The organism is Marinobacter shunpengi, assembly GCF_045449695.1.
Taxonomy (GTDB): Bacteria; Pseudomonadota; Gammaproteobacteria; order Pseudomonadales; family Oleiphilaceae; genus Marinobacter.
This window is the reverse complement of record NZ_JBJJKZ010000015.1, coordinates 477,438-491,817: the sequence shown is the minus strand read 5'-3', so window position 1 is coordinate 491,817 and position 14,380 is coordinate 477,438. Positions and strand designations below refer to the sequence as shown.

The window sequence follows — 14,380 nt, the reverse complement described above, 5'->3', positions numbered from 1 at the left end:
CGATCAACCCCACACGTCCCCAAGGCGACGCATCATAGCCCGCACAACCTGTCGCCTCGCTTCCCGCCGGTCCTTCTGGACCCGTTCCAGTGCTACGCCTCCCCGCCCGTCCCGGTATCGGGGCGGGATGGTGTCACCAGGCACACTGTCAACGGGACGCTTCTCCGCTTCGTTCTCCCTGCGCATCGTCGCGCTGCCCGGATAAACGTGTTGTACCTCAGCTGAAATGATCATGGCCCTGCCCTCCTTCACGCCGTCCCTTCGGACGTCGTGGTTGTCTCATGGGTTCAGACACATGCTAATATGCTTCATAACTGCAAACTATTCCCTAAAGGTGAAGACGAACTTTGCAAAAACGAACAACCAATCAGGCCCGTCAACCACACGCACGGAACGATAATGCCCGCAGTCACCTTGCCTGGAACGACTTCGAGGTTATCCTGGCCATCGTGACCGGCGGTTCACTGTCCGGTGCGGCCCGTGCCCTGGGCGTCAGCCATGCCACGATCTTCCGCCGGCTGGGTGATATCGAGCAACGCCTGGGCGTTACCCTGTTCGAGAGGAGTCGTACCGGTTACCAGCCCACGCTGGCGGGAGAGGAACTGGCGGCTACCGCCCGGATTATGGATGAGGCCGCCCTGGCTGCGGAGCGTAAGGTTGCCGGTCGTGACCTGGAACCCAGTGGCGAAATCTGGGTCACCACCACTGACTCCCTGCTGATGGGAGTGCTGGCGCCCATGTTCACGGCCTTCCGGCACAGGTACCCGGGAATCGTGCTGGACGTTGCCGTCTCCAACCAGCTATTCAACCTGACACGCCGGGAAGCCGACGTCGCCATCCGCCCTTCAAACCGCCCGCCGGAGAACCTGATCGGGCGACCACTGACCAAGATTGGCCAGGCCGTCTATGGTCACCGCAGCCTTGGCCTGAACCCGGGAGCGCCCATCAAGGACCTCGCCAGCCAACCATGGATTGGTGCCGGGCCAAGACTGCAGGACTCGGCAGTGGATCAGTGGATGGACAACAATGAACTGAAGGCTTCCTGTGTCTACCGGGTCGATACCCTGGTCAGTATCTTCAGCGCTATCCGATCTGGCATGGGGTTGGCGGTACTGCCATGCTATCTGGCAGACATGGACCCGGACATCGTCCAGCTCACCTCCCCCATCCCTGAGCTGGAATACGGCCTGTGGTTCCTGATGCATCCGGACCTGCGGGGCGTAGTGCGGATACACGCCCTGATGGATTTTCTGACGGAAGTGGTACGGGCGAAAAGCAGACGTCTCTCGGGTAACCCGTTAAAAACAAAGTAAGAAAAAGCCACAACACCTGTTCAGCGTAGTGGCTTTCGTATTATTCCAGGCAATAATCAGGCTTTAGCTTTAGCCAACCGCCGTACACCCAAACCCAGCAGCCCAAGGCTCAGCAGCGCAAGCGAACTGGATTCAGTAACTGCCGCGGGATCAGAGGGATCGGAAGGATTGGTAGCACGATCAACGCCATCCAGCCAGACACTCCAGTTTGGTCCCATGTCAGAGCTGTTAGCAGGTTGAGTCCAGTCACTGAGAGCTATCGGTGCTTCATTATCAAAACTGAAACCATCCGCGAGGTTGTTCCCGCTTGCCCAGTTGTTATAGGTGGCCACAGTGAAAACGTAGTCACCCGCACTCAGAAAGTCGAGGCTGAAACCCGAGTCATAATGAGTCTGGGTGGCAGGATCAATATCGTCGTTGTCATCATTTTCGTTGATCAGGGTGCCATCGCTCTCCCAAAGTGCCGTAATCGGGTCGAAGTTAGCCCCTCCCATGAACGAATCGGTCCAGACTCTGACATCAGTGGCGTCAGCGTCCAATGAAAAATAGGTGTAAATAACGTCGTTGTGGTAGTCAATTGACCCGGTGAAGTTAATCAATGCCGCGCTCGACATACCCGAAAATGACATCAGGCAGCCTGCAAGCAATGCGGTAGACTTTTTCATACTATCTCCTTATAGCTTTTTATCACCATGCAAAGTCAGACGGAGACGTCCGCCCTGACGCGGCACAATAAGCAAATAATACGCCAGTCCCCCGAAAGCCTTGTCTACCCTAGATCCCGACATCTCTCCAGTCCCTTTCATCTCACAAGTGTAAATAATGTCGACACTTTTAAGACAGGGTGATTTCAGAGGTGCAGTACGTGACGTAACCGGCTACTGTCGCCGGCGCCCGAGTACCAACTGCCCCGATGCCACACCATAACCGCCTCATGTGGCAGAATGACACAGAGTGCATTAAGGGTGATTAATACCAAATTCTACTTATCTATCTGATTTTTATGCATTAAATTAAGAATTTCCGTGACCGTGCAAACTGGCACAGGGTTTGTAGGTAGCCAGGTGCAATCATTTTTGGGACGTCCCAAATTTTCGTACCCAGAATTGCACAAACACTCTTTAAGGAGATTACTATGACCAAGCTTCTGACCTCCCTGGCCGCATCCATGGCACTGCTCGCTGCGGGCCCTGCCCTCGCTCAGGAAACCCAGCAGCAAAGCGGACAACAGCAGGGTGGTACCACCATGGGAAGTCAGCAGGGCGCTGCCGCTGACTTTGAGGACGCTGAGCTGCAGAAGTTTGCTTCAGCCCAGGACGGTATCAACGACATCCGGGACGAGTACATGGCCAAGATCGAGTCCGCCGGTGATCAGGAACAGGCCCAGAAACTGCAGCAGGAAGCCAACGAAAAAATGATTGGCGTCATTGAGGACGAAGACCTGAATGTCCGGACCTACAATGAGATTGCCGCAGCCTACAGCAGCAACCCGCAAACCCGTGAGCGCGTGGATAGCATGATGTAAACGGCGCGTCCGGTTTCCCCTGGAAAACCCCGGCCCGATGGTCGGGGTTTTCTTCTTGAAGCCTGTGGCTAGTGACTACAACGCAAACCAGTGCCGCTTGATAGCCTCGTACTGATTAACGGTAATCACGCCATCCCTGGACAGCCGGCGCATTTCCGCCACCGCCAGCGGAAGCCTCTGCTTGCCCTCGGGCAGTTCACGCTGCCCCCGCTCGATCCCGGCGCAGACCGTTTCGATAAAGGCCTTCACCCTCTCTTCGTCGGAATTCAGGGCATCGACACGGAAAAGTACAACATCGCTGTTGAGGGCAAGAAAATCGAAGTGGTGTTTCCTCAGCCCTACGGCCGCCACCATCAGCAATAGTGCCACAACCACCGGCGCCCCGAGCCATAACGGGGAGAACGGCACCAGCGAGTAGATGATCGCGGGTATGGTCAGCAGGCATGTGGCCACGAACCAGAGTGTGTAGCGATGATCCTTCACTTCCCTCGGTTGCGACTCCACGAAGGTCAGGTCAATGACCTGCTCAGGCAGTTCCCGCTTGCGGCGGTGAGTCTGTATCGCCAGGTAATGGCCGTTGAAGCGTCTGAACAGGGTGCTGGTCTTAGCCCGGGCACAGGTCTGGCGGAATTTGCTCTCAATGCGCCATTCCTGCCTTGGCGGTACATCCCAACTCTGGCGCTGTACGTCAAAGCTTGGCAGACTCCAGCTATCCAGATTGATATTGTCGGCCTGTTCCATCGCAACGTTCACTATCGTATTCCCCTGCTGTCCGTTCGGACCGTCAATTTGATCCTTCGGTAGCGCATCCATCCATCGGCCGATGGCCGGATGGCAGACGCGCCACATTACATTCAGTACAGGCGAATGATTGTAAAATAATGTCATAGGTAGTTTTCGAGACCTGATCTACGGAATGACAAGACAGTCCGGTTTATCGAAGCATGTTCTTGTCGAGGGCCCCGTCCTTCATGATGACCATGAACCGTCCTCACGTTGGTGCCTGTATCAATGTCACTGTTGCCCGGACACCCATGCGGGGATCGGGCATGTACGTACCCGGCAGGCTATGACTCCGGTCGGCCACGCTGTACACTGTGCGCCCAATTTTTCGGGCAACGTCGCGCTCAACGGGCGGCGCTGCCCTCCTTCCCCCAGGACGGTTTCTTTTGATTTCCACCGCGAACCTCACCATGCAATTCGGGGCAACCCCCCTGTTCGAGAACGTTTCCGTCAAGTTTGGCGGGGGCAACCGTTACGGTCTGATCGGCGCCAATGGCAGCGGCAAGTCCACATTCATGAAGATACTCGGTGGGGAGCTGGAGCCCAGCAGCGGACAGGTCATGCTGTCGCCGGGTATCCGTCTGGGCAAGCTGCGCCAGGACCAGTTCGCCTATGAAGACTACAGCGTGCTGGATACCGTCATCATGGGGCATGAAGAGCTGTGGCGGGTGCATGCCGAGCGGGAGCGGATCTACGCCAAAACGGAGATGACCGAAGAGGACGGCATGGCCGTCGGTGAGCTGGAGAATGAGTACGCCGAACTGGACGGCTACACCGCTGAGTCCCGGGCCGGGGAGCTTCTGCTGGGGCTGGGCATTCCGCTGGAACAGCACAATGGCCCCATGAGCGAGATCGCACCCGGCTGGAAACTGCGGGTGCTGCTCGCCCAGGCCCTGTTCTCCGACCCGGACGTCCTGCTGCTGGACGAGCCCACCAACCACCTGGACATCAACACCATCGGCTGGCTGGAACAGATCCTGATGGAGCGGGACAGCACCATCATTATCATCTCCCACGACCGGCACTTCCTGAACAGCGTGTGTACCCACATGGCCGACCTGGACTATGGCGAACTGCGTCAGTTTCCGGGCAACTACGACGAGTACATGACGGCCGCCACCCAGGCCCGGGAGCGGATCCAGGCGGACAACGCCAAGAAGAAGGCCCAGATCGCCGAGCTGCAGACCTTCGTGAGCCGGTTCTCCGCCAATGCCTCCAAGGCAAAGCAGGCCACCAGCCGGGCCCGTCAGATCGACAAGATCCAGCTTGAGGAAATCCGCCCCTCCAGCCGTATGAGTCCCTTTATCCGGTTCGACCAGGGCCGCAAGCTGCACCGTCAGGCGGTGGTCGTGGACAAGGTGAGCCAGGGGTTCGAGGAGGACATCCTGTTCCGTAACCTCAACCTGCAGATCGAAGCCGGCGAGCGGGTGGCCATCATCGGCCCCAACGGTATTGGCAAGACCACCCTGCTGCGCACGCTGGTGGATAACCTGGCGCCCCGGACCGGCACCGTCAAATGGGCGGACGCCGCCGAGGTGGGCTATTTCGCCCAGGAGCACGGCGACGACTTTGCCAGCGATGACAACCTGTATGACTGGATGTCGCAATGGACCGATGGTGGTGAGCAACTGGTGCGGGGCACCCTGGGACGCATGCTGTTTTCCGCCGATGACATTATCAAACCGGTAAAGGTCATCTCCGGTGGCGAGCAGGGTCGCATGCTGTTCGGCAAACTGATCCTGCAGCAACCCAACGTGCTGGTCATGGACGAGCCCACCAACCACCTTGATATGGAATCCATCGAGGCCCTGAACCTCGCCCTGGAGCACTACGCAGGTACGCTGATCTTCGTGAGCCACGACCGGGCGTTCGTCTCCAGCCTGGCGACCCGGATCATCGAACTGTCAGAGGACGGCGTCACCGACTTCAGCGGCACCTACGACGATTATCTGCGCAACCTCGGGATAGCGCTGTAGCCTGAAGACCAGGCGCCCCCTGGACGCCGTTCCTGTCCATCATGCAATGAATCTTTTGCAGAGGTGGCTTGTGAACAGGCGCGGCTGTCCCGCAGTATGGTGGTTGAAGCCCCCAAGGAGCGACCACCATGCGCATCTTCGCCAATCCCGTTGGTTCAGGCTCCCTCTGGTTCGATAACCTGGCGACGGCCGATGGTACGCCGGTCGCGTATGATCCCCAGGCCCGAGCCTTCCTGCCCACACCGCCGTTCTGTGCCAATCGCGACCGGATCGCCTGTAACTGGATCGCGCCGGAAGCCGGTGCCTTCTGCCGTTCCTGTGCGATGACCGCCCTGGCACCGGACCCTACCATCGAGAACGCCGTCCCCAACTGGGCATTGACCGAGGCAGCCAAGCGGTGGGCCCTGGACAATCTTGGGCGCTGGCACTGGTTCCGCCCGGAAGATCCAGGTGCCCGCCCCGTGTTTCACCTGCTGGCGGAAGGGCCAACCCCGGTCCCCATGGGACATGCTCAGGGCGTGGTCACTATCAGTGTGGCCGAGGTGGATCCCATTCTGGTGACGACACGCCGCGAGGCACTACAGGAGCCCTATCGCACCATGATAGGCCATATGCGCCACGAGATTGCCCATATGCTCTGGTGGCGCCTGAGCCTGCGGGACGATTTCCTGGACGCTTTCCGCGCCATGTTCGGTGATGAGCGGATCGATTATCCGGCTGCCCTTCAGTATCACTATGAAAACGGCCCTCCGGCGGAATGGCGGCGTTTCTACCTGACCAGTTACGCTTCCGCCCACCCTCATGAGGACTGGGCAGAAACCACCGCGCACCTGCTGCACCTGACCGACATTGCCGACAGTTTCGTGGCCACCGGCCTGTCATCCGCCCAGATACCAGGTCCGGACTGGGACCCCTATTCAGAACCGGACGCCCAGCGGCTGATCCATATTGCCGCAGCGCTGGCAGTGGGTATCAACCATGTCAACCGGTCCATGGGGCTATCGGATCTCTATCCGTTCGTGCTGTCGGAGCATGCCCGTCACAAACTGGCGTTTGTACACGACTGGCTGCGACGGGGCGCTCTGGGGCTGTGAGTTCCCATGGACAAAAAGTCGCATCTGGACGACACTGCGGAAGGCGGCCGTGCCAGCCAATGGCCTGTTCCTGGCTCGACTTTCGTCGCCAAAACAACAAGTAAAAGGAAATCGCTATGCCCTTTAACAACGACCACCTCAGCGAACTCAATCTACTGGCCATGTTTGACGGTGCTTCCTCACGGGAAGGTATCAAAGTGCACCAGCACTCCGCCCCACTGGAGCTGGTGGACGCGGCGGAACGTCTTTACCGGAAAGGCCTGATTACGCAAAGGGATGGCGGATATCTCACCCCGCTGGGGAATGAGACGGCGGAGCATGTTCAGAAGGTGCTGGCAATCCTGAGTAGCAGCCCGGATGAGGCGATGCCTGCTGCCAACGGGGGCTAACGCCGCTTTCGGGAGCCACTTCTGCACCGGCTAAGGCATGGAAGTAAGGTTCGGGAACCGGGGCGCACCCGCTGAGGCAAATGCTCCCGATGGATGGAAAAGTCGAGCCCGGCAAGGCGCCATCAAACGCACCTGGCCAGGCCCGTTCACACCACTATTGTGCTGGCGTAGACTGCAGCCTCAGCGTATAGGGCCCCACACCATCGTAGGTGTCCGCGGTGATCCGGTAGGTGCCGGCTTCCAGCATGGTGCTGATCCGGGAATTGGTCATGCCGCCGCCATCATCGTCGCTCAGTCTGGTGCCCTCGCCCTCCAGGGCCAACAGGGTATCGAAAGCACTGGAATCCATGCTGACAACCACCTGTGACGGCTGCTCCAGCACGAAATCGTACTGCTGGCTGCCATCGTTAAGCACCCCTCGGATGGTGGTGTTCGGCTCAAGGGTGCAGACGCCTTCCTGGTTTTCCTCACAGCCCTCGCTGATCTCACCGTCATAGGGGGTGACATTGGCTTCCAGGCGGAACGCGCCCGAGGCATTGCCGGCGTAGCTGGACACTTCCACACGGTATTCACCCGGCCCCACAACCGTGGAGATCCGTGAGTTGGTATCGCCCGCGCCGTCATCATCAGTGACGGACACGCCGGGGCCTGACAGGCTCAGCATGGTATCGAAGGCAGAGGAGAAGACCCCGATGTTCAGGTCGGACGCCTGCTCCAGAGTCAGGGTGTAGGCGTTCACCCCCGAGCCGTCGGCCATGCCGTGCAGCGTCTCGCCAACGGGCAGTTCACCGCCGTTCCTGAACTCACCGTCAAAGGACGACGTGGCCAGGTCGATGGAATAGGCACCGTGTTCGTCATCGAAGCCAGCCACCTGCACCCGGTAGCTGCCCGGCATCAACAAGGTGTTGAGGAGTGGATCGGTGCTGCCATCGGTATCGTCCACCTCGATGTTGGTTTCGCCACCCCAGAGTTTCAGCATGGCGTCGAATTCCAGGGACGACACCAGCAGGTTCACCTGGGTCGGTTCCTCGATATCCAATGTGTATTCGTTGACGGCCGAAGGTCCGGTCAGGGTACCGGTAATCTGATCTCCGCCCCGCAACGGGCCGCCGTTACGCTCGCCCTTGGCCAGGCCGGAAATGTCCAGTGACAGGCGGTAGCCGTCTCCGGTACTGGCAAAGGTATCCTCGCAGCGCTCATCCATCGGCAGTTTCCTGCGCCCGTCCGGGGAGATAACCGCTTCATAGGCACCCGGCTCCAGGTAGGTGGTCAGGGTCTGCTGGCTGTCGCCGCAGCGATAGGCCCTGGCAGCCTGCCCCTCACTACCGAGGGTCACCGTGGCATTGCCGCCACCGGTAAGACGCAGGGCAACTTGGGAGGCCTCCTCCACCGTGAAGGCATGGCGGGACTCCTCCCCGGCGGTTCCGGCAATCGTCCGGCCATCCGCCAGCTCATCACTCGCTGCTGCCTTTTCCGGCTCCAGGGCATAAGGACCATAGTCGTTCTGGTCCTCGCCGCTGATCACCACGAGAACGCATCCCTCGTCAGCGCTGAGCAGCAGCCCGGCCTCACCCTCCAGCTCGGAGCGGGCACTGCCCAGCCAGTCACCGTTGTCATCGTACAGCGAGACCTGTGACAGGAACGGCGCCTTCACCTGGTACAGCACGCCGGCGTCGCTATCTCCGCCGCACATCCAGTGGCGGCCGTGACGGGAACCGTCCTTCAGGTTGATCTCGCTGCCGGAGGTCAGTTCGCCCTTGACCGGATCACCGATCGTGCTCTTGTCCGCATCCACAAAGCGTCCGCTACCGCCGTCGGTACAGCCCGCCAGCAGGCCGATGCCGGCGACACTGCCCGCAAGCAATCCGAAGCGAATGGCCCTGGCCAGCGGCCTGGGTGAGAAGGCAGTTCCTTCATGGCTCATGGTTATCTCTCCTTGCATGATTTTTCATACCGCACCAGGTATGGGTAGAGACGTCGGGCTACCCGCCCAACAGAAAACCGGGATAGGCAACATCAGTCACGTCCAGGCCGGTGTTTTACCACATTTTTGGTCATTACCTACAGGCAATACATCATCCGGCCCGTCCATTTGTGATGAGGAGATCAGAAAGTTACTAGGGAATCAGGTCCAGTTCCCGGCGCACTTCCTCCGCCGTCGGACGAAGCTGGGGCAGGCCCCGGCGGGCCCGTCTCTGGCTGAAGTAATACAGAATCGGCGAGGCGATAAACACCGACGAGCTGGTGCCAATAACGATGCCAAAAAGCATGGGCAGGGCAAAGCTGGACACCGCGGCACCGCCGGCTATCCCCATGGGCAGGATCGCCAGGAACGTGGTCACCGACGTGAACACCGTGCGGGTCAACGTGGACGATATGCTCTTGTTGAGCAGGTCCAGCATGGGCATATCGGGGTGCTCACGCAGGTTTTCCCGGATGCGGTCGAACACCACCACCTTGTCGTTGACCGAGTAACCGATCAGCGCCAGCAGCGCGGCAACCGCCGTCAGGTTGAATTCCACGCCCGTCAGTGCAAAGAAGCCAATGGTCTTGGTCAGGTCCAGGGCAATGGTCAGGGTGGCGGCCGCGGCAAAGTGCGACTCGAATCGCACCCACAGGTAACCCAGCATACCAACACCCGCCAGCAGGACGGCCAGTATGGTGGCGTCACTGAATCCGCCGCTGACCTTGGGACCTACCATGTCGACTTTCGGGAACTCAGCATCCGGCTGCACCTGCGTAACCGCCTGCTTCACCTCATCCACCCGGTGGGTGATCCGTTCCGTACCGCCCTCCTCCACCGGCAGCCGCACCATGAACCGGCCTTCGCCCCCCACCTCCTGGATGGATGCACTCCCCAGGTCCCGGACTTGCAGGGTATTACGCAGGTCCTCCACAGCCACGCCGGGGGCGCTCACCTCCACCAGGGTGCCGCCGGTAAAATCAACGCCGTAGTCCAGCCCGGGCTGGAAGAACAGTACCACCGAAGCCAGCGACAATGTCCCTGATAGCGCCAGCCCCAGATACCGGCCGCGCATGACATTGACGCCCCGCTCGCTGAGCCGCTCCAGGGCCGCTATGCCCGGCATGGCCAGAGGCTCACGCTCGCGACCGCGAATCCACCCTTCCATGACCAGCCGTGTAAAGGCCACCGCCGTGAACAGCGAGGTCACCAGCCCGATACCAATGGTCAGGGCAAAACCACGGACCGGTCCGCTGCCAAACAGAAACAGCAGGCTGACCGCGATCAACGTAGTCACGTTGGAGTCGATGATGGTGCCGTAGGCCCGGGCAAAGCCCTCCCGCAGCGCCATCCAGGCGGGCCGTCCCCTGCGCAACTCCTCACGTATCCGCTCATTGATCAGGATATTCGCGTCCACCGCCATGCCGACGGTAAGGATGATGCCGGCAATACCGGGCAGCGTCAGGGTGGCGCCCAGCAGGCTGAGCACACCGAACACCAGGCCCACGTTGACCGTCAGCCCGAGGCAGGCGATCAGCCCCCAGCGGCCGTAGAGGGCGACCATGAAGGCGAACACCAGGACGGCTCCGGCAAGCCCGGTGGTTACCCCCATGGTGATGGCGTCGCTGCCAAGGTCGGGGCCGACAGTGCGCTCCTCAATCACATGCAAAGGTGCCGGCAGGGCGCCGGCCCGTAACAGCAGTGCCAGGTTAGTGGCCTCGGTGGGAGTAAAGGCGCCACTGATCTCTCCGCTGCCCCCCGGGATCACGTCCCGAATCACCGGTGCGGTAATAACCTGGCCGTCCAGTACCACCGCCAGGGCACGCCCGATATTGTCCCGGGTCATGGCACCGAACTGCCGGGCGCCCTCACCGTCCAGCCGAAAATTCACCACGGGCTCTCCGGTATCGGGGTTGAAAGCCATCCGGGCATCCCGAATGTGTTCTCCAGCCATGGCCAGCCGCTTTTCCAGACGGTACTCACGCTCGCCGGCGGTGTCCGGCACCATGAAGCTTGTGTCGTCGCCGGTACGGCTGGTCACCCAATGGAAACTCATCTTCGCGGTAGTACCCAGCAGTTCCCGGATCTCGGCCGGATCCGCCACGCCCGGCATCTGCACCAGAATATGGTTGTGGCCCTGGCGGGTAATGGTCGGGTCCACCAGACCGGTTTCGTCCAGCCGTCGCCGTACCACCTCAAGGCTGCGTTCCACCCCATCCCGGGTGACCTCCTCCGGGGGCAGGTCCGGGTTGGCGGCGAGCAATTCACGGTCATCCACCTCCAGCAAGAGGTGGGAACCGCCCTGGAGGTCGAGTCCCAGGGAGACAGTGTTATCCAGGTACCAGGCCGGCACCCTTTCTGCCAGGGAAGCCGGCAGCAGGTTCGGGATCGCGCTCAGAAGCCCGAGCACGATCACCAGGCCGTAGACAACGGCCCGTGAGCGTAACGATTTCATGGGTAATCCCTGATTCAAGCGTGTTGACGCCGCCAGGCCGGGGCCAGGCAGGCGAGTGGTAACGACGAAGGATTACCCGATGGGCGGGGCCCTGAGCGGGGGAATGAGATAGTCTGGGCTGGCCAGCAGGCCAGGACTTGCTCCCCCGGGTACAGGGGATGCCAACCTGGAACCCGGACGAATATCCGGCGTTGGCGCCCACACCGGTGGTATCTGGTCGTTGTCCAGCAGATCGCTGGCCAGTTTATCCGGCTCGGTGACACTCAGGAGGGCGCTGTGGCTGGCAACCGCCAGGTGATGTAGTTGGTGAGAGAAGGCTGGCCCGGTATCAGTGGGCCGGGCACTGGCCTGGGTGATGGCACACAGGAAAACCAGCGCAAGCGCCGCCACGGCCATCCCTGCGGGCATGGACTGCCATCGGGGCAAGTTGCGGGTTCCGATTGCGCTCATAACGGTATTCCGGGTAAGTGAAATCAGTCTGAGGCCGCGCCACGGTACCGTCAAGAGACATGGTGGTTTCTACGTGGGCCCTGTGCCAACAGGCTTTTCTACGCACAACCCCACAAGACGGAAGGCCCCAAAAACTGGATAATGGCCGCCATTAATGGCACCGCTTCGCCAACATTCTCCAATTTCCGGATCTTTCACCATGGAAATCAACGTCAACTTCCTCGACAACCTCCGCCTGGAAGCCAAGTTCGACGACTTTACCGTCGTTACGGACCAGCCTATCCGTTACAAGGGCGATGGCTCGGCGCCCAGCCCGTTCGACTATTTCCTGGCATCGTCGGCGCTGTGTGCCGCCTATTTCGTGCGGGTGTACTGCAAGGCCCGGGACATTCCGACCCACAACATCCGGCTGTCCCAGAACAACATCGTTGACCCGGAGAATCGCTACAACCAGATCTTCAAGATCCAGGTGGAGCTGCCGGAGGACATCTCCGACAAGGACCGACAGGGTATCCTGCGCTCCATCGACCGCTGCACGGTGAAAAAGGTCGTACAGACCGGCCCGACGTTCGAGATCGAACCGGTGGAGAGCCTGGCCGAGGAGGCCCAGGCCCTGCTGATGGAGGAGCCGGACGAAGACCACCGCACCTTTATCGAAGGCAAGGACCTGCCCCTGGAGCAGACCATCGCCAACATGACCGGCATCCTCGCGGAGCTGGGCATGAAGATCGAGATTTCCTCCTGGCGTAATATCGTGCCCCACGTATGGTCACTGCATATCCGCGATGCCGCCTCGCCCATGTGCTTCACCAATGGCAAGGGCGCCACCAAGGAGAGTGCCCTGTGCTCGGCCCTGGGCGAGTTCATTGAGCGGCTGAGCTGCAACTTCTTCTACAACGACCAGTTCTTCGGGGAGGAGATCGCCAACAGCGAGTTCGTCCACTACCCCAGTGAGAAATGGTTCCAGCCGGGGCCGGATGATGAACTGCCCAAGGGCATCCTGGACGACCATTGCCTGGCCATCTACAACCCGGACGGCGAACTGGGCGGTTCCAACCTGATCGATACCAACTCCGGTCGGGCGGACCGTGGCATTGTGTCCCTGCCCTTTGTCCGCCAGTCCGATGGCGAGGTGGTGTACTTCCCCTCCAACCTGATCGAGAACCTGTTCCTGAGCAACGGCATGAGTGCCGGCAATACCCTCCATGAGGCCCAGGTGCAGTGCCTGTCGGAAATCTTCGAGCGGGCGGTTAAGAAGCAGATCATCGAGGAGGAGATTGTCCTGCCGGATGTGCCGCTGTCCGTGCTTGAGCAGTATCCCCACATCCTTGAGGGGGTTAACGCCCTGGAGAAGCAGGGTTTCCCGGTGCTGGTGAAGGATGCCTCCCTGGGCGGCCAGTTCCCGGTGATGTGTGTCACCCTGATGAACCCGCGCACCGGCGGGGTGTTTGCCTCCTTCGGCGCCCACCCGAGCTTTGAGGTGGCCCTGGAGCGCAGTCTCACGGAACTGCTACAGGGCCGCAGCTTTGAGGGCCTGAACGACGTACCGCCGCCCACCTTCAACAGCCAGGCGGTGGCCGAGCCCAACAACTTCGTGGAGCACTTTATCGACTCCACCGGCGTGGTGTCCTGGCGTTTCTTCAGTGCGCGAGCGGATATCGAATTCAGCCACTGGGACTTCTCAGGCACCAACGAGGAGGAAGCGGACCGCCTGTTCGGCATCCTCGCCGACCTGGGCAAGGAAGCCTACATGATGGTCCATGATGACCTGGGCGCGCCGGTCTGCCGCATCCTGGTGCCGGGCTATTCCGAGGTCTACGAGGTGGAGGACCTGATCTGGGACAACACCAACAAGGCCCTGGACTATCGCGAGGACATCCTCAACCTGCACGCCCTGGACGATAACCAGCTCAATGACCTGGTAGAGCGTCTGGAAGAAAGCCAGATGGACGACTACACGGACATCATCACCCTGATCGGCATCGAGTTCGACGAAAACACGGTGTGGGGCCAGCTCACCATCCTGGAACTGAAGCTGTTGATCAACCTGGCGCTGGGGCAGCACGAGGAAGCCCTGGAACGGGTGGAAGCCTTCCTGCAGTTCAACGACAACACCGTGGAACGCAACCTGTTCTACCAGGCCGTAAACGCGGTGCTGGAGATCGCCCTGGATGACGAGCTGGAATTGGACGACTTCATCGTCAACCTGCGTCGCATGTTCGGTGACGATACCATGGACGCGGTGGTGGGATCGGTGAACGGCACCGTTCGCTTCCATGGACTGACACCCACCAACATGCAGCTTGAAGGGCTGGAGAAACACCAGCGGCTGATCGACAGCTACAAGAAGCTGCATGCGGCGCGGGCGGCCCGGGGCTGACCAAGTACCATCAGGCTCCATGTCGCAGAGCGATGCCCCGATGGACTATGGG

General features: G+C 60.3%; 12 protein-coding genes. 6 read left to right on the top strand and 6 right to left on the bottom strand.

Annotation, left to right across the window (positions count from 1 at the left end; translation table 11 throughout):
* Positions 1-3 precede the first annotated feature (3 nt).
* Positions 4-234 carry a hypothetical protein gene (locus ACJO2E_RS14460; protein ID WP_406964733.1) on the bottom strand — a complete coding sequence of 77 codons (231 nt, stop codon included), beginning with the start codon at positions 232-234 and terminating at the stop codon, positions 4-6.
* 113 nt (positions 235-347) lie between these two features.
* On the opposite strand from ACJO2E_RS14460, the gene ACJO2E_RS14455 reads away from it, so the two are divergent.
* On the top strand, positions 348-1,313 hold the full coding sequence (locus tag ACJO2E_RS14455) for a LysR family transcriptional regulator (protein ID WP_406964732.1): 966 nt from the start codon (positions 348-350) through the stop codon (positions 1,311-1,313).
* A 56-nt stretch (positions 1,314-1,369) separates the two neighbouring features.
* On the opposite strand, the gene ACJO2E_RS14450 is transcribed toward ACJO2E_RS14455, so the two are convergent.
* Positions 1,370-1,978, bottom strand: a complete 609-nt coding sequence (locus ACJO2E_RS14450; RefSeq protein WP_406964730.1) for a DVUA0089 family protein — start codon at positions 1,976-1,978, stop codon at positions 1,370-1,372.
* Between the two features lie 470 nt (positions 1,979-2,448).
* On the opposite strand from ACJO2E_RS14450, the gene ACJO2E_RS14445 reads away from it, so the two are divergent.
* Entirely contained in the window at positions 2,449-2,838 is a 390-nt protein-coding gene (locus ACJO2E_RS14445) for a DUF4168 domain-containing protein (RefSeq protein WP_406964728.1), read from the top strand.
* Between the two features lie 75 nt (positions 2,839-2,913).
* Here ACJO2E_RS14445 and ACJO2E_RS14440 read toward each other — a convergent pair whose 3' ends face one another.
* Complete coding sequence (locus ACJO2E_RS14440) at positions 2,914-3,591, bottom strand: hypothetical protein (RefSeq protein ID WP_406964727.1); 678 nt, start codon at positions 3,589-3,591, stop codon at positions 2,914-2,916.
* Between the two features lie 416 nt (positions 3,592-4,007).
* Between ACJO2E_RS14440 and ACJO2E_RS14435 the strand changes: the two genes are divergently transcribed.
* From ACJO2E_RS14435 to ACJO2E_RS14425, 3 genes are all read left to right on the top strand, one after another.
* Entirely contained in the window at positions 4,008-5,597 is a 1,590-nt protein-coding gene (locus ACJO2E_RS14435; RefSeq protein WP_406964726.1) for an ABC-F family ATPase, read from the top strand.
* Positions 5,598-5,725: 128 nt separating this feature from the next.
* Positions 5,726-6,691 (top strand): zinc-binding metallopeptidase family protein, encoded by a 966-nt coding sequence (locus ACJO2E_RS14430; protein WP_406964725.1) that lies wholly within the window; start codon positions 5,726-5,728, stop codon positions 6,689-6,691.
* Between the two features lie 116 nt (positions 6,692-6,807).
* Positions 6,808-7,080 (top strand): TIGR02647 family protein, encoded by a 273-nt coding sequence (locus ACJO2E_RS14425; protein WP_406964724.1) that lies wholly within the window; start codon positions 6,808-6,810, stop codon positions 7,078-7,080.
* A 154-nt stretch (positions 7,081-7,234) separates the two neighbouring features.
* On the opposite strand, the gene ACJO2E_RS14420 is transcribed toward ACJO2E_RS14425, so the two are convergent.
* The 3 genes from ACJO2E_RS14420 to ACJO2E_RS14410 all read right to left on the bottom strand — a co-directional run bounded on the left by ACJO2E_RS14420 (position 7,235) and on the right by ACJO2E_RS14410 (position 11,948).
* Positions 7,235-9,004, bottom strand: coding sequence for a hypothetical protein (locus ACJO2E_RS14420; protein ID WP_406964723.1), 1,770 nt, complete (start codon positions 9,002-9,004; stop codon positions 7,235-7,237).
* A 193-nt stretch (positions 9,005-9,197) separates the two neighbouring features.
* Entirely contained in the window at positions 9,198-11,498 is a 2,301-nt protein-coding gene (gene secD / locus ACJO2E_RS14415) for a protein translocase subunit SecD (protein WP_406964721.1), read from the bottom strand.
* 72 nt (positions 11,499-11,570) lie between these two features.
* Positions 11,571-11,948 (bottom strand): hypothetical protein, encoded by a 378-nt coding sequence (locus ACJO2E_RS14410; protein ID WP_406964720.1) that lies wholly within the window; start codon positions 11,946-11,948, stop codon positions 11,571-11,573.
* Between the two features lie 199 nt (positions 11,949-12,147).
* On the opposite strand from ACJO2E_RS14410, the gene ACJO2E_RS14405 reads away from it, so the two are divergent.
* Positions 12,148-14,328, top strand: coding sequence for an OsmC domain/YcaO domain-containing protein (locus tag ACJO2E_RS14405; RefSeq protein WP_406964719.1), 2,181 nt, complete (start codon positions 12,148-12,150; stop codon positions 14,326-14,328).
* The last annotated feature ends 52 nt before the right edge of the window (positions 14,329-14,380 follow it).

Excerpts from the sequence above, each read along its gene's own strand:
- ACJO2E_RS14460 (WP_406964733.1), bottom strand. The coding sequence starts at position 234 with ATGATCATTTCAGCTGAGGTACAACACGTTTATCCGGGCAGCGCGACG.
- ACJO2E_RS14450 (WP_406964730.1), bottom strand. The coding sequence starts at position 1,978 with ATGAAAAAGTCTACCGCATTGCTTGCAGGCTGCCTGATGTCATTTTCG.
- ACJO2E_RS14445 (WP_406964728.1), top strand. The coding sequence starts at position 2,449 with ATGACCAAGCTTCTGACCTCCCTGGCCGCATCCATGGCACTGCTCGCT.
- ACJO2E_RS14430 (WP_406964725.1), top strand. The coding sequence starts at position 5,726 with ATGCGCATCTTCGCCAATCCCGTTGGTTCAGGCTCCCTCTGGTTCGAT.
- ACJO2E_RS14425 (WP_406964724.1), top strand. The coding sequence starts at position 6,808 with ATGCCCTTTAACAACGACCACCTCAGCGAACTCAATCTACTGGCCATG.
- ACJO2E_RS14420 (WP_406964723.1), bottom strand. The coding sequence starts at position 9,004 with ATGAGCCATGAAGGAACTGCCTTCTCACCCAGGCCGCTGGCCAGGGCC.
- secD (WP_406964721.1), bottom strand. The coding sequence starts at position 11,498 with ATGAAATCGTTACGCTCACGGGCCGTTGTCTACGGCCTGGTGATCGTG.
- ACJO2E_RS14410 (WP_406964720.1), bottom strand. The coding sequence starts at position 11,948 with ATGAGCGCAATCGGAACCCGCAACTTGCCCCGATGGCAGTCCATGCCC.
- ACJO2E_RS14405 (WP_406964719.1), top strand. The coding sequence starts at position 12,148 with ATGGAAATCAACGTCAACTTCCTCGACAACCTCCGCCTGGAAGCCAAG.